The sequence below is a fragment of the Streptomyces sp. NPDC002787 genome (assembly GCF_053592095.1).
Genome location: NZ_JBSFVC010000022.1, coordinates 115,546 through 137,321, shown reverse-complemented (window position 1 = coordinate 137,321; position 21,776 = coordinate 115,546). Strand labels below are relative to the sequence as shown.

The 21,776-nt window shown below is 71.5% G+C and carries 15 protein-coding genes and 1 pseudogene; 5 read left to right on the top strand and 11 right to left on the bottom strand.

The genetic code is table 11. The features are described 5' to 3' along the window. Positions 1 to 95 precede the first annotated feature (95 nt). The 3 genes from ACWD26_RS28915 to ACWD26_RS28905 form a co-directional block, all read right to left on the bottom strand. Entirely contained in the window at positions 96 to 1,547 is a 1,452-nt protein-coding gene (locus tag ACWD26_RS28915; RefSeq protein ID WP_451274871.1) for an aldehyde dehydrogenase family protein, read from the bottom strand. Between the two features lie 376 nt (positions 1,548 to 1,923). Next, a complete protein-coding gene (locus tag ACWD26_RS28910) occupies positions 1,924 to 3,774 on the bottom strand; it encodes a PucR family transcriptional regulator (RefSeq protein WP_451274870.1) in 1,851 nt (616 codons plus the stop codon). A gap of 177 nt (positions 3,775 to 3,951) precedes the next feature. Next, complete coding sequence (locus ACWD26_RS28905; protein WP_451274869.1) at positions 3,952 to 6,102, bottom strand: ATP-binding protein; 2,151 nt, start codon at positions 6,100 to 6,102, stop codon at positions 3,952 to 3,954. A 336-nt stretch (positions 6,103 to 6,438) separates the two neighbouring features. Between ACWD26_RS28905 and gabT the strand changes: the two genes are divergently transcribed. Beyond that, positions 6,439 to 7,782 carry a 4-aminobutyrate--2-oxoglutarate transaminase gene (gabT, locus tag ACWD26_RS28900; RefSeq protein ID WP_451274868.1) on the top strand — a complete coding sequence of 448 codons (1,344 nt, stop codon included), beginning with the start codon at positions 6,439 to 6,441 and terminating at the stop codon, positions 7,780 to 7,782. Between the two features lie 441 nt (positions 7,783 to 8,223). Beyond that, positions 8,224 to 8,907 (top strand): phosphatase PAP2 family protein, encoded by a 684-nt coding sequence (locus ACWD26_RS28895; RefSeq protein ID WP_451274867.1) that lies wholly within the window; start codon positions 8,224 to 8,226, stop codon positions 8,905 to 8,907. 127 nt (positions 8,908 to 9,034) lie between these two features. Here ACWD26_RS28895 and ACWD26_RS28890 read toward each other — a convergent pair whose 3' ends face one another. The 7 genes from ACWD26_RS28890 to ACWD26_RS28860 all read right to left on the bottom strand — a co-directional run bounded on the left by ACWD26_RS28890 (position 9,035) and on the right by ACWD26_RS28860 (position 16,991). Continuing rightward, complete coding sequence (locus tag ACWD26_RS28890; RefSeq protein WP_451274866.1) at positions 9,035 to 9,487, bottom strand: hypothetical protein; 453 nt, start codon at positions 9,485 to 9,487, stop codon at positions 9,035 to 9,037. 268 nt (positions 9,488 to 9,755) lie between these two features. After that, on the bottom strand, positions 9,756 to 11,174 hold the full coding sequence (locus ACWD26_RS28885) for an NAD(P)/FAD-dependent oxidoreductase (protein ID WP_451274865.1): 1,419 nt from the start codon (positions 11,172 to 11,174) through the stop codon (positions 9,756 to 9,758). Positions 11,175 to 11,219: 45 nt separating this feature from the next. Next, on the bottom strand, positions 11,220 to 12,020 hold the full coding sequence (locus tag ACWD26_RS28880) for an ABC transporter permease (RefSeq protein WP_451274864.1): 801 nt from the start codon (positions 12,018 to 12,020) through the stop codon (positions 11,220 to 11,222). Beyond that, the gene (locus ACWD26_RS28875) at positions 12,021 to 12,959 is read right to left on the bottom strand and encodes an ABC transporter permease (protein ID WP_451274863.1); all 939 of its coding nucleotides are present in this window, start codon (positions 12,957 to 12,959) and stop codon (positions 12,021 to 12,023) included. Beyond that, complete coding sequence (locus tag ACWD26_RS28870; RefSeq protein WP_451274862.1) at positions 12,959 to 14,119, bottom strand: ABC transporter ATP-binding protein; 1,161 nt, start codon at positions 14,117 to 14,119, stop codon at positions 12,959 to 12,961. Before ACWD26_RS28870 ends, ACWD26_RS28875 begins: the two co-directional genes overlap by 1 nt. Before the next feature lie 8 nt (positions 14,120 to 14,127). Next, positions 14,128 to 15,372: a polyamine ABC transporter substrate-binding protein gene (locus tag ACWD26_RS28865; RefSeq protein WP_451274861.1), complete on the bottom strand. Its 1,245-nt coding sequence runs from the start codon at positions 15,370 to 15,372 to the stop codon at positions 14,128 to 14,130. Between the two features lie 83 nt (positions 15,373 to 15,455). Next, positions 15,456 to 16,991, bottom strand: a complete 1,536-nt coding sequence (locus ACWD26_RS28860) for a gamma-aminobutyraldehyde dehydrogenase (RefSeq protein ID WP_451274860.1) — start codon at positions 16,989 to 16,991, stop codon at positions 15,456 to 15,458. A gap of 210 nt (positions 16,992 to 17,201) precedes the next feature. Between ACWD26_RS28860 and ACWD26_RS28855 the strand changes: the two genes are divergently transcribed. After that, complete coding sequence (locus ACWD26_RS28855; protein WP_451274859.1) at positions 17,202 to 17,768, top strand: NADAR family protein; 567 nt, start codon at positions 17,202 to 17,204, stop codon at positions 17,766 to 17,768. A 118-nt stretch (positions 17,769 to 17,886) separates the two neighbouring features. On the opposite strand, the gene ACWD26_RS28850 is transcribed toward ACWD26_RS28855, so the two are convergent. Then, entirely contained in the window at positions 17,887 to 19,446 is a 1,560-nt protein-coding gene (locus tag ACWD26_RS28850; RefSeq protein WP_451274858.1) for a DUF4190 domain-containing protein, read from the bottom strand. A 258-nt stretch (positions 19,447 to 19,704) separates the two neighbouring features. Between ACWD26_RS28850 and ACWD26_RS28845 the strand changes: the two are divergent. After that, positions 19,705 to 20,891, top strand: a pseudogene (locus ACWD26_RS28845) (adenosine deaminase). Between the two features lie 137 nt (positions 20,892 to 21,028). Beyond that, positions 21,029 to 21,775, top strand: a complete 747-nt coding sequence (locus ACWD26_RS28840) for a glycerophosphodiester phosphodiesterase (RefSeq protein WP_451274857.1) — start codon at positions 21,029 to 21,031, stop codon at positions 21,773 to 21,775. The last annotated feature ends 1 nt before the right edge of the window (position 21,776 follow it).

Genomic DNA, 21,776 nt, shown 5'->3' with positions numbered 1-21,776 from the left:
CCGGGATCTGACCCCAGACTACATGAAAATGATTGTCACGAGCTAGGGGTCGTGCGGGAATGCTCAGAAAGGCGGTTCAGCCCTTTCGGTCGCCCTCAGAGCTGAAGCCCCGTCAGCACCATCACCCGCTCGTAGGTGTAGTCGTCCATGGCGAAGCGCACGCCCTCCCGCCCGACGCCGGATTGCTTCACGCCGCCGTACGGCATCTGGTCGGCGCGGTAGGACGGCACGTCGCCGACGACCACGCCGCCGACCTCGAGCGCGCGGTGGGCGCGGAAGGCGGTCCGCAGGTCGTGGGTGAAGACGCCCGCCTGGAGGCCGTACTTGGAGTCGTTGACGGCGGCGAAGGCCTCGGCCTCGCCGTCCACCTTCGTCACGGTGAGGACGGGGCCGAAGACCTCCTCGCGGGAGAGGGTCACGTCGGCGGGTACGTCGGTGAGGACGGTCGGCGCGTACGAGGCACCGTCGCGCTTGCCACCGGTGAGCAGGACGGCGCCGGCGTCGACCGCTTCCTGGACCCACGCCTCGACGCGCTGGGCGGCGTCCTCGCTGACCAGCGGTCCCACGTCGGTGGCACCGTCGGACGGGTCACCGGTCACCTGCGCCTCGACCGCGGCCACGAGGCGCGGCAGCAGCCGCTCGTACACGGACGCGTCCGCGATCACTCGCTGCACGGAGATGCAGGACTGGCCGCCCTGGTAGTTCGAGAAGGTCGCGATACGGGTCGCGGCCCAGTCGAGGTCCTCGTCGCTCGCGTAGTCGGCGAGCACGACCGCCGCGCCGTTGCCGCCCAGTTCCAGCGTGCAGTGCTTGCGCGGGACCGAGTCCATGATCGCGTAGCCGACCTTCTCGGACCCGGTGAAGGAGATCACGGGCAGCCGCTCGTCCTGGACGAGGGCGGGCATGCGGTCGTTGGCGACGGGGAGGATGCTCCAGGCACCGGCGGGGAGGGCGGCCTCGGCCTCCGCGAGGAGTTCGCCGATGATCAGACCGGAGAGGGGCGTGGCCGGGGCGGGCTTCAGGATGATCGGCACACCGGCGGCGATCGCCGGGGCGATCTTGTGGGCGCAGAGGTTGAGCGGGAAGTTGAAGGGCGCGATACCGAGGACGACGCCCTTGGGGAAGCGGCGGGTGAGGGCGAGCCGCCCCTGTCCGCCCAGGTCGGTGTCGAGCCGCTGGGCCTCGCCGCCGTTGAACCGCCGGGCCTCCTCGGCGGCGAACCGGAACACGGACACCGCCCGGCCGACCTCGCCGCGCGCCCACTTGACCGGCTTGCCGTTCTCGGCCGAGATCAGCTGCGCGATCTCCTCGGTCCGCTCGACGAGGCGCCTGCTGACGTGGTCCAGCGCGGCGGCCCGCACGTGCGCCGGGGTCGCGGCGAACTCGTCCCGCACGGCGTACGCGGCGGCCACGGCCTCCTCGACCTGCCCGTCCGTCGGCACGCTCACCCTGCCGACGAGGCGGCCGTCCCAGGGCGACGTCACATCGAACGTGGTCTCACCGGTGGCCTGGCGGCCGGCGAGCCAGAAGGCATGAGTGGCGGTCATAGTCGATCCCGGCCCTTCGGTGGGTACACATCAGCTTCCGGCTCCACGGTAGGGCCGGGACGGCGGACGGTCGTTTGTCCGGCACGTACGAGTACTACCGAGGCTTGCTACGGATTGGCGGAGTGGCTGGCGTGGCGTGACCGCCGCGGGCCACAGGTCACACGGGCCACAGGTCACACGTGGACGCGGGCCGAGATGTCAGACGCGGTCGCGGGCCGATGGAAAGGCAGGGGCGCAGCCCTGCCTTTCCAGGGGCGCGGGGAACTGCGCGACAAGCCCCCACCCGCCCGCGCCCGAACAACCGCCGAGCGGGGTCGAAGGGGCGGCAGCCCCTGGGGCTGGGACGGGTAGGGGCGGCGGGGGCGAGAAACACGCCCTACTCCCCCGCCGCGGCCGTGGCCTTCAACGCCAGCCACAACTCCATCCGCACATCGGCATCGTCCAAGGAACGCCCCAGGATCTCCTCCACCCGCCGCATCCGGTACCGCAACGTATGCCGGTGCACCCCCAGATCCGCGGCGGCCGCATCCCACTGCCCATGCCTCGACAACCACGCCCGCAACGAGGCGACAAGATCCCCCCGCCCGGTCGCGTCGTGCTCACAGAGTGGCCGCAGCAGGCTGTCGGCGAAGGCACGCACCGCGTCGTCACCGAGGAGCGGCAGCACGGACCCGGCGGCCAACTCCTCGTGCTCGACGAGGCACCGCCCGCGCCGCCGGGCCACGGACAGCGCCTGCTCGGCCTGCTTGTACGCGGCCGCGGCCGCGATGGGCCCGGCGGGCGCGGACAGCCCGACGACGAGTTCCTCCTCCTCGACGGAGGCAGCGGCGGACACCGGGCCACCCGCCACCGAGTCCCGCCCGGCCGCCCGCGAGGTCTCCAACGCCACCGCGAACTCCCCGCACGCGGCCACCGCCGCACCCCCGTCCACGGCGAGCACCACGAGCCGCTCCCCGTCGGGAACGACGAGCACGGCCTCCCCGGCCCGCGCGGCAGCGGCCTCCACGACCTCGACAAGCTGCCCGAGCAGATCCCCGTCGGGGTCGGCGACGGCCAAGGCGGCAGCGGTCACAGCCCTGACCCCGGACCCAGATTGCACCCCAACCCCGGATCCGACCCCAGCCCCGGAGCCGATCCCGGCCGCCCCGGATCCGGCCGCTTCCACACCCTCTGCCCCAACCCGTTGCCCACCCCCGGCCCCAGCCGCACCCACTCCCTCGGCGCCACCCCCGACCCCACCGGCCCCCGTCGCGGCCGCCGCCCCCTCCACCCGCGCCCGTGCCGCCGAAGCCGAGGCGGACTCCGCGAGGATCAGGCGGAAGGGGGCGTCCAGCAGTCCCCCGTACAGGTCACCGGCGACGGCGCGTGCGTGGTCGCACTCCCCGGCCAGCAGCATGCGCAGCACGGCCGCACCGATCCGCTGCTCGGCGGCGTGGAGCGCGCGGGACCGTTCCGTGGTGAGGGTCAGCAGGGAGATCGCGGCGTGGACGGCGTACCGCTCGGCGGTGCCCGGAGCCCCCGCCGTGCCGACGGCCAGGGCGGCGCGGGCGCGGCGCCCGGTGCCGAGGGAGTGGAGTTCGACGCGGTCCTCACCGCCGACGACCGCGCTGGCCGGCGCGGGCCGGTCCCGCAGCCGTTCGACGTCGGCGGTCAGCCGCCCGGCCCGCCGCTCCGCCCACTCGGGCGCCACCGCGACGACCGCGCCGGACGCGTCGTACAGGGCGGCCCACCCGTCGACCTGCGAGGCGAGCGCGGCGAGCAGCCCTTCGGGCCCGCCGGTCAGCGCCTGTTTGGTGAGTTCCCGCTGCGCGGCGAACCCCGCCGTCACCGCCTGGTACTGCTCGGCGGCGATGGCGGCCGACACCGCCTTGCTGATGGCGAGGAAGGGCGTACGCCGGGGTACTTCCAGGAGGGGCAGCCCCTCCTCCTCGGCCGCGTCGACGAGCGCCTGGGGGACGTCCTCGTAGTGCAGCCCGACGGCGAAGCCGAGCCCGACGACCCCGGCTCCCACCAGCCGCCGTACATAGCGCCGCATCGCCTCCGGATCCTCCGCGTCCAGCTTCAGCGCGGTGATCAGCAGCAGCTCGCCGCCCTCCATGTACGGCACGGGATCGGCGAGCTCACTGGCGTGCGCCCAGCGCACCGGTACGTCCAGGCGGTCCGCGCCCGCCCGCACGGTCAGCTTGAGCGCGGAATGGTGGACGAGCGAGGCGAGCGTGGGGGGCATGGGACCTTCAGGCCGACGTCAGGGACAAGGGTGGGCACCGTCTTTTGGCCGTCACGTATGAACGACCTGTCCCGATTCTGCCTCACCGTACGATCACAAGTCCCACGCACCGCACACCGAATGGCTCAAACCGAACGGCACCCGCACCGCCCCGCAGCCGCCCCACTGCCACCCCGCTCAGCCCCGCAGATCCACCAGCAGCGGCGGCGCGTGCTCGCCCCGTACGTTCGTCAGGGACAGCACGGCGTGGCCCGGCGGCACGCCGTGCGCCAGTTCGGACGCGGACCACCGCTCCCGCTCCACCTGCCGTACCGTCACGGCCCGGGCGGTGGGGGCGTGCCCCGTGATGACCCGGCGCAGTGCGTGCCAGGCCTTGCCCGCCGGGGAGTCGGCGATGATCTGCCGGTCGGTGACGTCCCGTGCCTCGGTCCACTCCTTGCCCCAGACCTCGGCGAAGTCCTGCCCGTCCCACGGGGTGAGCCCGGACAGCGCCATCCGGCAGCCGGTGGCGCCGAGGAGCGGCCCGCGCAGGGGCCGGGGCACGTCGTCGAGGGTCCGGAGGGTGAGGACCGTGCCCGCGTTGGCGGAGCGCAGCCGCTGGATGCCGCGTACGGCCTCCGGCGTGACGGCCCCCGTGGCGTCGTCCAGCACGAGGCAGGCGAACAGCGACCGGTCCTCCCGTACGGCGACGCTCGCGGTGAACTGCGCGAGCACCAGCCGCGCCAGGATGCGCGAGGCGTCGGCGTGACCGCGTTCGGGGAGGTCGATGCGGACGCGTACGGGGTGGTCGAGGGCACGGAGGGAGAAGGGGCGGGACTGGCCGGAAGTGTCGAAGAACCCGGCGAACGCGGGCCGGTCGAGGAGGGCGACCCGGTCGGCCAGGACGCCGCCGACGTCCCCGGGGTGCCCGAGCTGCCGCTCCCGCGCGTCCAGCTCCCGCAGCAGCGACTCCTGCCCGGCGTCCTGGAGACCCTTGCGCAGCTCGCCCAGCGGGCCGGGGGCGCCGTCCAGCAACTGCCGCAGCTGCGGCACCGACGGGAACCGTCCGTGCACGGCCCGGAACGGTCCGAGCAACTGGGCGAGCACCGTGGTGGAGCGCCGGCTGTCGCCGCCCGGGTGCGGGTCGGCGAGATCACCGACGAGCGCCTCCGCGAGCACGGCCGCCGCCTCGTCGGGGTCCGTGGTCCCGCCGTAGAGATCGAGGTCGTACACGGACTCCGGATTCCCGATCCGTACGACGACGTCGTAGGCGTCGGCCGGGCCGAGACCGGCGCCCGCGGCGCCGACCACGACGACGGCGGCCCGCCCGGCGAGCGCGTGCAGACACAGCGACTCGGCGACGGGCCAGACCACACTCCCGGTCTTGCCCGATCCGGCGGGGCCGACGGCCAGCAGGGACGTGCCGAGGAGTTCGGGGCCCAGGGCGAGGCCCGTGCCCCGGTAGGCGTACGGGTTGCGCGGGTCGTCGACGGTGCCGCCCAGCCGGACCTGCCCGGTGACCATGTCGTGCCTGGCCAGCCGGGCCGGCAGGTCCCGCTCACCGGAGGGGTGCAGACAGGCGGCCGCGCCGTCCTTCAGCACGGCACCGGTGAACGTCGCCAGACTGTGCCGGCCGCTCCGCACGCCCTGCCACGCCCGCATGATCCGAGCATGATCCACATCCCGCATGAGCCCGGCCCCCGCCTCAGCGACAAGCCGATCAGCGGCTTCCCCGGCACCGGCCTCGCGCAACTGGTTCCATTGGGCCGGGTCGTCCTGGGGCGGCGGTACCACCTGCCGCTCCTGCCGCTGCCGGAAGCGCGGGGGCCCGTACCGCCGCCAGACCTCGCCCCAGCGACCGAGCCGCCCGACGCCGACCATGATCGCCAGGGCGACGATCGTGTACCAGGCATAACTGAGGACCACCGCGGAGTACGAGTGGGCGGGGGCCCAGGAGTCCGGGATCATCGCGTAGAGCGGCACCAGCCACCAGCCACCGAGGTAGCCGTTCCAGAGCAGGGACCAGATCAGCCAGCCGACCAGGAAGGCGATCAGGGCGCCGGCGAGGAGCTGCCGGCCGGGGACGGTCTCGGGCTCCTCCTCCGGCCGCGGCCGGTGCCCGAAGCGCCACACGCCGGGCGCCGCGTCGGGTCGCGGCGTCCGCAGCCAGGACAGGAAGGCGTTCCCGTCCGGCCGGGGCGGCACCCCCGGGGCGCCCGGGGGCGTGCCTGGGGCCCCCGCAGGCCTGGGCGGCACAGGAGGTGCCGTCGGCATCTCCGGCGACCCCGCCGGACGCGGCACGGGATTCGCATGCGTGCCTCGCGCGTCCCGCGTTCCGTCGCTGTCCATCGCGCTTGCCCCCTGACCAGCCGTTCCGTCCACCATCAGCGAGCCAATCTAACGCTCCCGCAAAGGGAGTTCACCGTTTACGCGGCCGGGTGGACCTCCGCGCTCACCGTATTACGCGGCCGGGCGCACACCCGCGCCCTCGTTCCTCCATGTCCAACGCGGACAAGACGAACCCTCGACAACGCCCACATGGAGCATGCCCACCCTCCGGTCGCCGCCCTAGCCTGCGAGAAAAGAAGGCAAGCGTCCGAAAAAACACCCGCACCGGTCGGCGCGAGCGCCGGCCCGCCCCGTACGCCCCATGTCGTACACACGCACGATCACCAGGGAGCCCCCATGACCGCCCTTCCGCCGCTTCCGCAGGAGCGCCGCGTCGTCACCGCCATCCCCGGACCGAAGTCCCAGGAGCTGCAGGCCCGGCGGGTCGCCGCGGTCGCGGCGGGGGTGGGGTCGGTGTTGCCGGTGTTCACCGCGCGCGCGGCCGGCGGCATCGTCGAGGACGTCGACGGCAACCGGCTCATCGACTTCGGCTCGGGCATCGCCGTGACGAGCGTCGGCGCGAGCGCCGAGGCCGTCGTCCGCCGGGCCACCGCCCAGCTCCAGGACTTCACGCACACCTGCTTCATGGTCACGCCGTACGAGGGCTACGTGGCGGTCGCCGAGGCCCTCGCCGAGCTGACCCCGGGCGACCACGCCAAGAAGTCCGCGCTGTTCAACAGCGGCGCCGAGGCCGTCGAGAACGCCGTGAAGATCGCCCGCTCGTACACCAGGCGGCAGGCCGTGGTCGTGTTCGACCACGGCTACCACGGCCGCACCAACCTCACGATGGCGCTGACCGCGAAGAACATGCCGTACAAGCACGGCTTCGGACCGTTCGCCCCCGAGGTGTACCGCGTCCCGGTGGCGTACGGCTACCGCTGGCCGACCGGCCCGGAGAACGCGGGCCCCGAGGCCGCCGCCCAGGCGATCGACCAGATCGCCAAGCAGGTCGGCGCCGAGAACGTGGCCGCGATCATCATCGAGCCGGTCCTCGGCGAGGGCGGCTTCATCGAGCCCGCCAAGGGCTTCCTGCCGGCGATCAGGAAGTTCGCCTCCGACAACGGGATCGTCTTCGTCGCCGACGAGATCCAGTCCGGTTTCTGCCGGACCGGGCAGTGGTTCGCGTGCGAGGACGAGGGCATCGTCCCGGATCTGATCACGACGGCGAAGGGCATCGCCGGTGGTCTGCCGCTCGCCGCCGTCACCGGGCGCGCGGAGATCATGGACGCGGCGCACGCGGGTGGCCTGGGCGGCACCTATGGCGGCAACCCCGTCGCCTGCGCGGGCGCCCTCGGCTCGATCGAAACGATGAAGGAGCTGGACCTCAACGCCAGGGCGAAGAACATCGAGGCGGTCATGAAGGCCCGTCTCGCCGCCATGGCCGAGAAGTTCGACGTCATCGGCGACATCCGGGGCCGTGGCGCCATGATCGCCATCGAGCTGGTCAAGGACCGCACGACGAAGGAGCCGAACCCGGAGGCGACCGCCGCGCTGGCCAAGGCCTGCCACCAGGAGGGCCTGCTGGTCCTGACCTGTGGCACCTACGGCAACGTCCTGCGCTTCCTGCCGCCGCTCGTCATCGGCGAGGACCTCCTGAACGAGGGCCTCGACATCATCGAGCAGGCGTTCTCCGGCATCTGAGCGCCCCGTATCCGAGCGCCCGTATCAGAACGGCCGTATGCAAGCGCCCGTATCCGAACGGCCGTATCCAGCCGACTGTATCTGGAGGGCCGCGTTCGCGGGCCGCTCGCATACGGAATCTCCCGGGCGCCTCCGACGTCCCACGCTTCCCGGAACCGGAATCCGACCCCGGATTCCGGTCCCTGTGGACAAGCGTCAGAGGGCGTGAAGAAGGTGTGCAAGGTGCATGATGGGTCGCGATTCGGCCTGTCGTCGTCGCGCTCCCTGTCGTAGGTTTTGACGCAGATGAGAGATACACCCCGCCCACAGGGGACTGTGGGCGACACCGGGTCGGGGCCTCCCCAGCTTCGCCCTGGTCGTGCCCTCGCGCACACACCCGGAGCTTCCGGCTCCGGATCTCCTCACCGATCGGATGGCCGCCCGCCCCAAACCCCCCGGGGCGTGCGGCACACCGATCCGGACGGCCGCCCCCGAACCACCCCCCCTGTTCGGGGGTGGCCGACCACCCCCTCCGGCCGCAGCGCCGCTCTCCTCCTTCTCGGCCTCCCGGCCCTCCTCTTCGCGCTCATCACCTGGCAGGTCCTCGCCCGCGGCCCGCTGGCCCGCACGGACGAACGCCTCAGCGACCGGCTGGTCCACCGGGGTGCCCCCACCCAGTTCCTCGCCGACCTCGGCAACATCACCGTCGCCGTCCCGGTCCTCGCCCTCGTGCTCCTGTTCGTGGCGTGGCGTACGCGTGCCACCGGTAGGGACCACTGGTGGCGGCCGTCCGCCGGGGCGGTGCTCCTCATGGCCGCGGTACCCCTCTGGGTCGTCCCGCTGAAGGAGCTCATCGCCCGGTCGGGCCCGCCGATCATGGGACCGGGCACGGGTTTCTACCCCTCGGGCCACACGGCGACCGCCTCCGTCGCGTACGGCGGTGCCGTCCTTCTTCTGCTGCCCTGGCTGCGCGGGACCCTCGCGCGCCGCGCGGTCGTCGTCCTCGCGGTCGTCCTGAACATCGGGGTCGGCTTCGGTCTGGTGCGCCAGGGCTACCACTGGCCGCTCGACGTGGTGGCGAGCTGGTGCGTGTGCGCGATCCTGCTCTCCTCGCTGTGGTTCCGGGTGCGCCGGCCTGCCGGATGAATGCGACTCGCCAGGCCAAGTCGTCTCACCCGTCGAGTGACGTCCGTGTCGGCCGCACGGGCGGCCGACGAGAGCGCGGTGCGGCCGGGGCACGGCCGCCGTCACGACGTGTGGCTGTCAGCCGCGGCTACCGGTCCTCGTCCCTCGCCAGGCTCGCCGCCGCCTCGTGCATCGCCAGTTCGAGCAGCGCCGGATCGGTGAGTGTGCCGCTGCCGTCCGGCGGGATCAGCCAGCGGACGCCGCCGGTCTGCCGGCCCGGGTACGGCACCACGATCCAGGTGCCGCCGCCCGCGCTGCGCACACCCGTGCCGATCCACCGGGACGCCGTGCCCGGCGGCACGAAGAAGCCCATGCGGTCGTCGCCGAAGTCGACGAGCACGGGTCCGGGTTGGTCGATGATGCGGGTCAGGACGTCGAGCGTGGGATAGCCGAGTGCGCCGGGCAGGATCAGCACGTCCCAGGCCCTGCCCGCCGGAAGCAGGGCGACCCCCAGGGGGTTGCGCTCCCACTCCCAGCGGCAGGCGTCGGGATCCGGTGATACGGATGCCAGCCACTCGACCGCCGTCTTGGCCCCAGTCATGACAGGGACCTTCCTCTCTGTAGAGCTCCATCGGACGCGGTTTCGCGTCAGGAGCACAGACAGAGGTAACGGCCGGCCATTACGCGGGTTCCGACCACTTCTTGGTGGTGAAGGGGGTATCCGCGGTGGTGCGAGGCGCACACCTTCGATGATCGGCGCACGCCTGTTGATCACGAACGCGCCCTCACGCCCCGCTGACCACCGGCTTTTCGAGCTTCGCGGTCTCCGCTCTCGGGCTTGGCACGCTCCGTTCTCGGGCTTCGCGGTCTCAGCTGTCGAAGCCCAGGCCCAGCCGGTCCATGGCCTTCAGCCACAGGTTGCGACGGCCGGCGTGGGAGTCGGCGCGGGCCAGGGACCACTTGGTGAGCGCGATGCCGGTCCAGGCGAACGGCTCCGGCGGGAACGGCAGCGGCTTCTTGCGGACCATCTCCAGCTCGGTGCGCTCCGTGCGCTCCCCCGAGAGCAGGTCGAGCATGACCTCCGCGCCGAACCGGGTCGCCCCCACGCCCAGCCCCGTGTAGCCGGCCGCGTACGCCACCCTGCCCTGGTGGGCGATGCCGAAGAACGCCGAGAAGCGGGAGCAGGTGTCGATGGCGCCGCCCCAGGCGTGGGTGAAGCGGACGCCCTCCAGCTGGGGGAAGCACGTGAAGAAGTGCCAGGCGAGCTTGGCGTACGTCTCCGGCCGGTCGTCGTACTCGGCGCGCACCCGGCCGCCGTACGGGTAGACCGCGTCGTAGCCGCCCCAGAGGATCCGGTTGTCGGCGCTGAGCCGGAAGTAGTGGAACTGGTTGGCCGAGTCCCCGAGTCCCTGCCGGTTCTTCCAGCCGATCGACGCCAGCTGGTCGGTGGTCAGCGGTTCGGTCATCAGGGCGTAGTCGTAGACGGGGACGGTGTACGCGCGGACGCGTCTGACCAGGCTGGGGAAGATGTTCGTGCCGAGCGCCACCTGGCGGGTACGGACCTGGCCGTAGGGGGTGCGGACGGCCATACCGGCGCCGTACGCCTTCAGGTTCAGCGCGGGGGTGTGCTCGTAGACGCGGACGCCGAGGTTCAGACAGGCGCGCTTCAGGCCCCAGGCGAGTTTGGCGGGGTGCAGCATGGCGACACCCCGGCGGTCGTGGAGGCCGGCCTCGAAGGTCGGTGAGGCGACCTGCTCGCGGACCGCGTCGGCGTCGAGGAACTCGATGCCGTCGGCGAGGCCCTTGTGTTCGATCTCGTCGTACCAGTCGCGCAGTTCCCAGGCCTGGTAGGTCTCGGTGGCGACGTCGATCTCGCCGGTGCGCTCGAAGTCGCAGTCGAGGCCGTGGCGGGCGACCGCCGCCTCGATCTCGTCGAGGTTGCGGGCGCCCAGCTCCTGGAGCCTGTGGATCTCGTCGGGCCAGCGGGCGAGGCCGTTGGCCAGCCCGTGGGTGAGCGAGGCGGCGCAGAAGCCGCCGTTGCGGCCGGAGGCGGCCCAGCCCACCTCACGGCCTTCCAGCAGGACGACATCCCGCCGTGGGTCGCGCTCCTTGGCGATCAGCGCGGTCCACAGTCCGCTGTAGCCGCCGCCGACGACCAGAAGATCGCAGGTCTCGGCGCCGGTGAGCGCGGGCTCGGGATGGGGCTTGCCGGGGTCTTCGAGCCAGTACGGGACCGGCTGTGCGTCGGAGAGGGATTTTGTCCAACGGTTCATGGCGCTTGGGGCCATGATTTCAACTCCCTACAGAGTTATCGGGATTCTGCGCCTTCTGGTCTACGCCTTCTGGCGCTTTCTGCGGTTTCCGATGACCATTCCGGCCACCACGAACAGCACGGCGACGAGGAACATGGCCGTACCGATCACATTGATCTGGACGGGCGTACCGCGCTGCGCCGAGCCCCAGACGAACATGGGGAAGGTGACGGTCGAGCCCGCGTTGAAATTGGTGATGATGAAATCGTCGAAGGAGAGCGCGAACGCCAACAGCGCGCCCGCCGCGATACCCGGCGCGGCGATGGGCAGGGTGACCCGGAGGAAGGTCTGGACGGGCCCGGCGTACAGATCGCGCGCGGCCTCCTCAAGCCTCGGGTCCATCGACATCACGCGCGCCTTGACGGCGACCACGACGAAGCTGAGGCAGAACATGATGTGGGCGATGAGGATCGTCCAGAATCCCAACTGCGCACCCAGATTGAGGAAAAGGGTGAGAAGCGAAGCCGCCATCACGACCTCGGGCATCGCCATCGGCAGGAAGATCAGCGAGTTGACGGCGCCCCGCGCGCGGAAGCGGTAGCGGACCAGCGCGAAGGCGATCATCGTGCCCAGGGCGGTCGCGCCCAGGGTCGCCCAGGCGGCCAGTTGGAGGCTGAGCGCGAGCGAGCCGCACAGATCGGCGACGCCGCACGGGTCGGTCCAGGCGGCCGTGGAGAATTCCTGCCACTCGTAGTTGAAGCGGCCCTTCGGCTGGTTGAAGGAGAAGACGGTGACGACGATGTTCGGCAGCAGCAGATATCCGAGCGTCAGCAGTCCGGCGATGACGACGAGATTCCGCTTGAGCCAGTGCACGAAGGCCATTTAGACCAGATCCTCCGTCCCGGACCTGCGGATGTAGACCGTGACCATGATGAGGATCGCGGCCATGAGAATGAACGAAAGGGCCGCCGCCGTCGGATAGTCGAGAATCCTCAGGAACTGGCTCTGGATGACGTTGCCGATCATCTGGGTGTTGGTGGAGCCGAGGAGTTCGGCGTTCACGTAGTCGCCACTCGCCGGGATGAAGGTCAGCAGCGTGCCGGAGACGACGCCCGGCTTGGAGAGCGGGAAGGTGACCTTGCGGAAGGTGGTGAACGGCTTGGCGTAGAGGTCGCCGGCCGCCTCGTGCAGCCGCCCGTCGATGCGCTCCAGCGAGGTGTAGAGCGGCAGGATCATGAACGGCAGGAAGTTGTACGTGAGGCCGCAGACCACCGCGAGCGGGGTGGCGAGCACCCGGTCCCCGGCCGTGAGGCCGAGCCAGCTGGTGACGTCCAGGACGTGCAGCGAGTTGAGCGCGCCGACGACCGGGCCGCCGTCCGAGAGGATCGTCTTCCAGGCGAGGGTGCGGATCAGGAAGCTGGTGAAGAACGGCGCGATCACCAGGATCAGGATCAGATGGCGCCAGCGGCCCGCGCGGAACGCGATCAGGTAGGCCAGCGGATAGCCCAGCAGCAGGCAGAGGATCGTCGCCGAGCCCGCGTAGAGGACCGAGCGCAGGAACTGCGGGTAGTACTCGCTGAGCGCGTCCCAGTACGTCGCGAAGTGCCAGGTGACCTGGTAGCCCTCCTCCAGCGAGCCCGTCTGCACGGACGTGGAGGCCTGGTAGACCATCGGCATCGCGAAGAAGACGAGCAGCCAGATCAGACCGGGCGCGAGCAGCAGGTACGGCGTCCAGCGGCCCCGCTTGCGCGGCGGCTTCGCCATGGTCTGCGCGGGGGCGAGGGGTGGTGGCGCCTCGGCTTCGGTGAGGGTCGTCGCCATCAGACGGCCGCCCCCTCTTCGACACCGGCGTCGATGTCCTGTGCGGCGTCCAGACCGAACGTGTGCGCCGGGCTCCAGTGCAGGACGACATCGGCGCCGGGCACGAGCCGGGCGTCGCGGTCGATGTTCTGCGCGTACACCTCGAACTCGGGACAGACCGAGCTGTCGATGACGTACTGCGTGGAGACGCCGATGAAGCTGGTCGCGGCTATCTTCCCGGTGATCCGGTTACGGCCGGCCGGGATGTCCCCGGCGTCGTCCGCGTGCGTGAGGGTGATCTTCTCCGGGCGCACCCCGACGAGGACCTTCCCCCCGGTACGCGTGGGCGCACCGCACCTCGCCTGCGGGAGGACGAGCTGGTCGGCGCCCGCCTTCAGCACGATGTCGCCGCCGCTCTCGGAGTCGACCTCGGCCTCGATGAGGTTGGAGGTGCCTAGGAAGTTGGCGACGAAGGTGGTCTGCGGGTTCTCGTACAGGTCGGCCGGCGAGCCGAGCTGCTCGACACGGCCGCCGTTCATCACGGCGACCGTGTCGGCCATGGTCATGGCCTCCTCCTGGTCGTGCGTGACATGGATGAACGTGATGCCGACCTCGGTCTGGATCCGCTTGAGCTCCAGCTGCATCTGGCGGCGCAGCTTCAGGTCGAGCGCGCCGAGGGGCTCGTCGAGGAGGAGCACCTTGGGGTGGTTGATGAGCGCGCGGGCCACGGCGACGCGCTGCTGCTGACCACCCGACAGCTGGTGCGGCTTCTTGCGGGCCTGCTCGCCGAGCTGGACCAGGTCCAACATCTCCTCGACCTGCTTCTTCACGGACTTGATGCCGCGTCGGCGCAGCCCGAAGGCGACGTTCTCGAAGATGTCGAGGTGCGGGAAGAGCGCGTACGACTGGAAGACCGTGTTCACCGGCCGCTTGTAGGGCGGCAACGACGTCACGTCCTGCTCGCCGAGATGGACGCTCCCGCAGGAAGGTTCCTCCAGCCCCGCGATCATCCGCAGGGTGGTCGTCTTGCCGCAGCCGGAGGCGCCGAGGAGGGCGAAGAAGGAACCTTCCGGCACGGTCAGGTCGAGCGGGTGCACGGCGGTGAAGGAGCCGTAGGTCTTGCCGATGCCGGAGAGGCGGACGTCACCGCTGCCGTTCTCTGTGGTCTTCTTGCTGGTCATCGTCCTCGTCACGCCCCTGTCAGCTTCGCGAACTTCTCTTCGTACGCCGTCTCTTCCTTCTGGCTGAGGGAGCGGAAGGCGCGGGACTTGGCCGCCATGGCCGCGTCGGGAATGATCAGCGGGTTGTTCGCCGCGTCCGGGTCGATCTTGGCCAGCTCCGCCTGCACCCCGTCGACCGGGCACACGTAGTTGATGTACGCGGCGAGTTCGGCGGCCGGCTTCGGCTCGTAGTAGTAGTCGATGAGCCGTTCGGCGTTGGTCTTGTGCCGGGCCTTGTTGGGGACCAGCAGATTGTCGGTCGAGGTCATGTAGCCGCTGTCGGGGATGACGAAGTCGATGTCCGGGCTGTCTGCCTTGAGCTGGACGACGTCACCGGCCCAGGCGATACAGGCCGCGAAGTCGCCCTTGCTGAGGTCCGAGGTGTACTCGTTGCCGGTGAAGCGGCGGATCTGGCCCTGGTCGACGGCCTTCTGGAGGCGGGCGATCGCCGCGTCGTAGTCGTCGTCGGTGAACTTCGCCGGGTCCTTGCCCATGTCCAGCAGGGTCATCCCGATGCTGTCGCGCATCTCGGAGAGGAAACCGATCCGGCCCTTCAGCCTGGGGTTGTCGAGCATGTCGGAGACCGACTTCACCTCCTCGCCGTCGAGGGCCTTCTTGTTGTAGGCGATGACGGTGGATATGCCGGTCCAGGGGTACGAGTACGCGCGTCCCGGGTCCCAGTCGGGGCTGCGGAACTGCTGGGAGAGGTTCATGAAGGCGTGCGGCAGGTTGGACGCGTCCAGTTTCTGGACCCACCCGAAGCGGATCAGGCGGGCCGCCAGCCAGTCGGTGACGCAGATCAGGTCGCGCCCGGTGTCCTGCCCGGCCGCGAGCTGCGGCTTGATCTTGCCGAAGAACCCCACATTGTCGTTGATGTCCTCGGTGTACTTGACCTTGATGCCGGTGCGGCTGGTGAACGCCTCCAGGCTGGGGTGGCGCCTGCCGCTGTCGTCGACGTCCATGTACTCGGTCCAGTTGGAGAAGCTGATCTCCTTCTCCTTGGCCGAGTGGTCCTCGGAGGAGACGCCCGAGGTGTTCTTCGCCGCGGGGATGCCGCAGGCGCTCAGCGCCCCGAGCCCGCCGATCGCCAGTGCGCCGCCCGTTCCGGCGCGCAGCAGCGAACGGCGGCTGAGGGCGGCCCTGCCGTTGGTGAGGCTGCGCCGCACGGCGGCCACCTGGGCCGGGGACAGGCGGTCGGGCTCGTACTGCTCCATGCGCGTGATGCCCTTTCGGAGGGTGCCCTTTCGGGAGGGTGTGCGGAGACCGCCGGGGGTCGGGCGGCCGGTCCCCGGTCTGGTCAGCGGTCCCCGAAGATCGTGCGGTGCCAGTCCTTCCTGGCGATCGCCGTATTGTCGAACATGACGTGCTTGATCTGGGTGTACTCCTCGAACGAGTACGTGGACATGTCCTTGCCGAAGCCGGATGCCTTGTAGCCGCCGTGCGGCATCTCGCTGATGATCGGGATGTGGTCGTTGACCCACACGCATCCGGCCTTGATCTCGCGGGTGGCGCGGCCCGCCCGGTACACGTCCCGGCTCCAGGCGGAGGCCGCGAGCCCGTAGGGCGTGTCGTTGGCGAGCCGGATGCCCTCGTCGTCGGTGTCGAAGGGCAGCACCACGAGCACCGGACCGAAGATCTCCGACTGGACGATCTCGCTGTCCTGGGCCGCGTCCGCGATCAGCGTCGGCAGATAGTACGCGCCGTTCCTCAAGTCCCCCTGGGGCGCCGCACCGCCCGTCACCACGCGCGCGTACGCGCGTGCCCGCTCGACGAACCCGGCGACCCGGTCGCGCTGGACGTGCGAGATCAGCGGTCCGAGGTCGGTGCCCGGGGCGAAGGGGTCGCCGAGCCTGACGGTCTCCATGAGGGCGGCCGTCCGCGCGACGAACTCCTCGTACAGGGGCCGCTGCACGTACGCGCGCGTGGCGGCCGTGCAGTCCTGGCCCGTGTTGATGAGGGCGCCGGCGACCGCGCCGTGGACGGCGGCCTCCAGGTCGGCGTCGTCGAAGACGACGAAGGGGGCCTTGCCGCCCAGTTCCAGGTGGATGCGCTTGACGGTGGCCGTGGCGATCTCGGCGACGCGCCTGCCGACGGCCGTGGACCCGGTGAAGGAGGTCATGGCCACGTCGGGATGGCCGACTAGGTGCTCGCCGGCCTCCTTGCCGGTGCCGGTGACGATGTTGATCACGCCGTCGGGGATCCCGGCGTCGGTTGCGGCCTGCGCGAAGAGGAGCGAGGTGAGCGGGGTCGTCTCGGCGGGCTTCAGGACGATCACGTTGCCCGCGGCGACCGCCGGGAGGATCTTCCAGGCGGCCATCTGGAGCGGGTAGTTCCAGGGCGCGATGGAGCCGACGACCCCGATGGGCTCACGGCGTACGTACGAGGTGTGGTCGCCGGAGTACTCGCCCGCCGACTGGCCGTGGAGGTGCCGGGCGGCGCCCGCGAAGAACGCGGTGTTGTCGACGGTGCCCGGCACGTCGAACTCGCGTGTGAGCTTGAGCGGCTTCCCGCACTGCAGGGATTCGGCCCGCGCGAACTCCTCCGCCCGTTCTGCCAGGACGGCGGCGAAGCGGTGCAGCGCGTCCGAGCGCTCGCCGGGCGTCGTCGCCGCCCAGCCGGGGAGCGCCGCGCGGGCGGCGGCCACGGCCTCGTCCACGTCGTCGGTGCCGGCGAGCTCGTACGTGAGGACCTCCTCGCCCCTCGCGGGGTCGACGACCGCGTGGGTACGCCCCGAGGTGCCCTTCGTCAGGCGGCCGGCGATGTACTGCGCGCCGGCCGCGAAGCGGTCCTGTGCGGGAAATCGGTCCGGGGTGGCGGTGCCCGGGTTCTGCATGTCGCTCTCCTCCGCCGGTGCCCCCGCTTTCCGCGGGGCGGTGGCGTAGCTCCAGCTCGATTTGAGTGCCGATCCTGGCAGAGGCATAGGGCATCAACAAGTGATTCCGTTGTTGCCTTTTGGTTACGCGACGGAATCTGTCGACCAGGTGTCGAGCCAGGGCGGCAAATCGAGGACGGATTGTCAGTGGTGGCTGCCAGACTCGTCGGCATGGAGAAGATCGATTCTTGGGACACGCTGACGGGTGCGGTCCGCGCGGGGGCAAGGGTCAAGTACCTGCACTTCTGGGGACACCGGCCACGGCCCGACGGCCGGATCGGCGCGAGCTGTCTGAGCCAGTGGTGGCCGTCGCCGTTCACGGTGGACGGAGTGGAGTACGCGACGGCCGAGCACTGGATGATGGCGTCCAAGGCCCGGCTCTTCGGGGACGTGGACGCGGAGCGCAAGGCCGTCGCGGCGTCGAGTCCCGCACAGGCCAAGAAGATCGGACGGCTCGTCCGCGGCTTCGACGACGCCCTGTGGGAGCGGGAGCGCTTCGGCATCGTCGTCGAGGGCAGCTTCCACAAGTTCGCCGCCCACGCCGACCTGCGGACCTTCCTCCTGGGCACGGGGAACCGGGTGCTCGTCGAGGCCAGCCCCCTCGACCGCGTCTGGGGCATAGGCCTCGCGGCGGACGACGAACGCGCCATGGACCCCGAGCGGTGGCGGGGCCCCAACCTGCTGGGCTTCGCCCTGATGGCGGCGCGGGAGCGGTTGCTGAGCGGGGTCGACGCGTGAGCGCTCCGCCGGACGGCCGGCAGGTCGGCTGGGGGTACGTCGTGGCGGGTCGCGCGGTTTCCCGCACCCCGTCGGGGCGTGGCGAGCCCGTCCACCCCGTCGGGCCTGCCGAGCCCGTCTAGTCGGCGCGGCGGGAGAGGGCGTCGGCGGCGGGGAGTACGTCGCTGTCGCCGGCCGGGAGTGCCAGGGACAGCGACGTGGAGTAGCTGTCGTCGTAGGGGTCGGGGTCCGAGTCGAAACTGTCGCTGCCCGGCGCCACGATGATGAGGACGATGAAGCCGATGCCCAGCAGGATGCCGACCACTCCGCAGATGATCCCGGCCAGCGCGTGCCCCGGGTTCGTCGCCTCGCCCCGGCGTGCCTTGGCCCGGCCGATGCATCCGAAGATCACGGCCATGACGCCTAGCAGAATGGCGAGCGGCCACAGGCAGAACAGCACGGAGGCGCAGATACCGAGCACCATCGCCGCGATCCCCATGCCGTTGCTCGGCGGCGGCGCCATCGCGGGCCAGGCGTAGCCGGGACCGGGGGCCGGATAGCCGACGCCGGGGTGGACGTGGGCGCCCGGATACGCCGGGTACTGGGGATAGCCGTACGGGACCTGACCGGGGCCCTCCGGGCTGATGGGCGGGGGCGGGAGTGGGGCTCCGGGAGCGGGTGCGGCGTAGGAGGCTCCAGGGGCGGGCGCCGCGGAGGGGCTGCCGGCTGCGGGCGGTGGGAACGAGGCGTTGGGCGCGGGCGGGGCGAACGGGTTCGGGGCCGGGGACGACGACATGGCGGGCCGCGGGCCGCCCGGGGGCGTGAAGCCGCCGGGGCCGGCCCAGGGCTGCGGGGACACCGGGCCCTGGGGAGACGTCGACGCACTCGGATCGGCCGGCACCGGGCCGCTCGCCTCGGCACCCGGTATGGACGCGACCGTCATCTGGTCGTGCACGGAGGACGCGCCCGGGGCGGGACGCGGCGCCGGGTGGTCGGCCGGTGGGGCCCAAGGGTCGAAGGGAGCCGGGGCGGGGGTGGCGGGCGCGGGGGTGGCCGGGTCGGCGGGCGGGTCGGTTTTGGCGAACCCGACGGGCCCGGCGGCATCGACCGGCGCGCTCGGCCGGGCGTGACCGGGAGCGGTGGGCACGTTCGGCTCGACAGATCCGGGGGCACCGACCGGCGTACTCGGCTCCGCAGCCCAGGCGGACGCGACCGGTGTGCTCGACTCCGCACCCCCGGCGGACATGACCGGCGCGCTCGGCTCGGCGGAGCCGGCGGCAGCAGTGGGCGCACCGATGTCGGCGGACCCAGCGGGCGCCGTCGCCTTGTCCAACGGGACCAACGGGACCTTCGGGGCCGGCGTCGGGCCCACGTCCTCGGGGCGCGCGGCGAGGTCCGGCGCGACCGACGGAGGAACAGCATCGGCCACGGCGGACAGCGCGGCACCGTCAGCCACGGTGGGCGGCACAGCACGATCAGCCGCGGTGGGCGGCACAGCACGGTCAGCCACGGTGGGCGGCACGGCGCCGTCGACCACCGTGGTCCGCTCGGCGCCCTCGGCCACCGTCGGTGGCACGACATCTTCCGTCACCGTGGGCAAAGCGGCACCCTGCACCACCGTCACCGCCTCGACATCGTCAACCACCGTCGGCAAGGCGGCACCCTGCACCACCGTCACCGGCTCGACATCGTCAGTCACCGTCGGCAGGGTGGCGCCGTCGGCCAGCGTCGGATAAGTCGTGGCGTCGTCTCGCGGGGACGTCCACGGGTCCGGCTGCGGGGCGGCCGGTCTCTCCGGAGTCGGTGCCTCGTCGGATGACATACGTGGTTCCCCCTGTACCGTTCCGTTCCGTACCGCTCTGGGCCGGTTTTCCGCCCCCGCGATCACGCGTACGTTCCGTCATGCTAAGGCCCGGGAGCCGGCGTCCGGTCCGCCGCCTACGATGATCCCCGAGTCATCGATCAGCCGATCACCCGCGTCCCCCGACGAGGCCCGAGGTCCCGGGCGGACGCCGTTCCCGGGGAGGAACCTTGACCGACCACCGCACCACGCAGGGCGTACCCGTCGCCCCCGCCGTCTCCGGCATGTCAGCCGCTCCCGGCACCTCCGGCGCCCGCGACGCGCACGCCTTCATCGCCGGTCTGCCCAAGGCCGAACTGCACGTGCACCATGTCGGCTCCGCCTCCCCCCGTATCGTCTCGGAACTGGCCGCCCGCCACCCCGACTCCAAGGTCCCGACGGACCCCGAGGCACTCGCGGACTACTTCACGTTCACGGACTTCGCCCACTTCATCCAGGTGTACCTGTCCGTGGTCGACCTGATCCGCACCCCGGAGGACGTCCGGCTGCTGACGTTCGAGGTGGCGCGGGACTTGGCCCGCCAGCAGGTGCGGTACGCGGAGCTGACCATCACGCCGTACTCCTCCACCCGTCGCGGGATCGACGAGCGGGCCTTCATGGAGGCGATCGAGGACGCGCGCAAGGCCGCGGAGGCCGAGTTCGGGACCGTACTGCGGTGGTGCTTCGACATTCCCGGCGAGGCGGGACTGGTCTCCGCCGAGGAGACCGTCCGGCTCGCCACCGACGACCGGCTGCGGCCGGAAGGGCTGGTGTCGTTCGGGCTCGGCGGGCCCGAGGTCGGCGTACCGAGGCCGCAGTTCAAGCCGTACTTCGACCGGGCGATCGCGGCCGGCCTGCACTCCGTGCCGCACGCCGGCGAGACGACAGGCCCCGAGACCGTGTGGGACGCCCTCACCCACCTGCGCGCGGAGCGCATCGGACACGGCACCAGCTCGGCCCGCGACCCGAAACTCCTCGCCCACCTCGCCGAGCACCGCATCGCCCTGGAGGTCTGTCCGACCTCGAACATCGCGACGCGAGCGGTCCGCACCCTGGACGAGCACCCCGTCAAGGAGTTCGTGCGGGCGGGGGTCCTGGTGACCATCAACTCCGACGACCCGCCGATGTTCGGCACCGACCTCAACACCGAGTACGCGGTCGCCGCACGCCTCCTCGACCTCGACGAGCAGGGCCTCGCGGACCTCGCGAAGAACGCCGTGGAGGCGTCCTTCCTCGACGAGCCCGGCAAGGCCCGTCTGTCCGCCGAGATCGACACCTACACGTCGGCCTGGCTCACCCCCTGACACACCCCGGCCGTCGGCCCGCCCCGTTCACCACGGCGGGCCGACGGGCGCCTCGCCCCTCGTGGTCCTCCGCCCCGACGGACCCACGGCCTCCCGTCACCCCTCACCGGACGGTCACCGGACCCACAATGAACCCCATGCGCACCGTGACAGCCGTGGCCCATCGCGGCGCTCCCTACCACCACCGTGAGAACACGCTCGACTCCCTACGGGCCGGGCTCGAACTCGGCGCGGACGCCGTCGAGTTCGACGTGCGGACGACCCGCGACGGCGTCCCCGTCCTGCTCCACGACTCGACGCTGAACCGGCTCTGGGAGCTGGACCGGCCGCTGTCCGCGCTCTCCGCCGCGGAGCTGCGCGGGCTGACGGCCGACGGGGTGCCGACACTGGCCGACGCGCTGCTCACCACCAAGGACAGCCGGGTCATGGTGGACCTGCCCGGCGCGGTGAACCCCCGGGCGGTGCGCCAGATCCTGGACGTCGTGCGGGAGTACGAGGCCGAGGACCGCGTCTACTACAGCGCCGACCCGCCCACCATGCTCGCGCTCCGGGCCGCCGCCCCCACCGCCGAGATCGCGCTCACCTGGAAGACCTCCGCCCCACCCCGCCCCGCCCTCCTCGACGCCATACGCCCCCGCTGGCTCAACTACCGCTTCGGCCTGCTCACCCCCGCCCTCGCCGACCGCGTCCACCGCGACGGCTACCTCCTCTCCGCCTGGACCCCCGACACCCGCCGCTCCATGCGCCGCCTGATCGCCCTGGGCGTCGACTCGATCACCACCAACCGAGTCGACGCCCTGTGCGCACTGCGCAACGGTGGGGCCGCGCCCCACGAGGGGCGCGGGGAACTGCGCGACCGGCCACAACGCACCCGCATCGGCTGAA

Excerpts from the sequence above, each read along its gene's own strand:
- ACWD26_RS28840 (WP_451274857.1), top strand. The coding sequence starts at position 21,029 with ATGCGCACCGTGACAGCCGTGGCCCATCGCGGCGCTCCCTACCACCAC.
- ACWD26_RS28890 (WP_451274866.1), bottom strand. The coding sequence starts at position 9,487 with ATGACTGGGGCCAAGACGGCGGTCGAGTGGCTGGCATCCGTATCACCG.
- gabT (WP_451274868.1), top strand. The coding sequence starts at position 6,439 with ATGACCGCCCTTCCGCCGCTTCCGCAGGAGCGCCGCGTCGTCACCGCC.
- ACWD26_RS28880 (WP_451274864.1), bottom strand. The coding sequence starts at position 12,020 with ATGGCCTTCGTGCACTGGCTCAAGCGGAATCTCGTCGTCATCGCCGGA.
- ACWD26_RS28915 (WP_451274871.1), bottom strand. The coding sequence starts at position 1,547 with ATGACCGCCACTCATGCCTTCTGGCTCGCCGGCCGCCAGGCCACCGGT.
- ACWD26_RS28865 (WP_451274861.1), bottom strand. The coding sequence starts at position 15,372 with ATGGAGCAGTACGAGCCCGACCGCCTGTCCCCGGCCCAGGTGGCCGCC.
- ACWD26_RS28860 (WP_451274860.1), bottom strand. The coding sequence starts at position 16,991 with ATGCAGAACCCGGGCACCGCCACCCCGGACCGATTTCCCGCACAGGAC.
- ACWD26_RS28875 (WP_451274863.1), bottom strand. The coding sequence starts at position 12,959 with ATGGCGACGACCCTCACCGAAGCCGAGGCGCCACCACCCCTCGCCCCC.
- ACWD26_RS28870 (WP_451274862.1), bottom strand. The coding sequence starts at position 14,119 with ATGACCAGCAAGAAGACCACAGAGAACGGCAGCGGTGACGTCCGCCTC.
- ACWD26_RS28910 (WP_451274870.1), bottom strand. The coding sequence starts at position 3,774 with ATGCCCCCCACGCTCGCCTCGCTCGTCCACCATTCCGCGCTCAAGCTG.
- ACWD26_RS28905 (WP_451274869.1), bottom strand. The coding sequence starts at position 6,102 with ATGGACAGCGACGGAACGCGGGACGCGCGAGGCACGCATGCGAATCCC.
- ACWD26_RS28855 (WP_451274859.1), top strand. The coding sequence starts at position 17,202 with ATGGAGAAGATCGATTCTTGGGACACGCTGACGGGTGCGGTCCGCGCG.
- ACWD26_RS28885 (WP_451274865.1), bottom strand. The coding sequence starts at position 11,174 with ATGGCCCCAAGCGCCATGAACCGTTGGACAAAATCCCTCTCCGACGCA.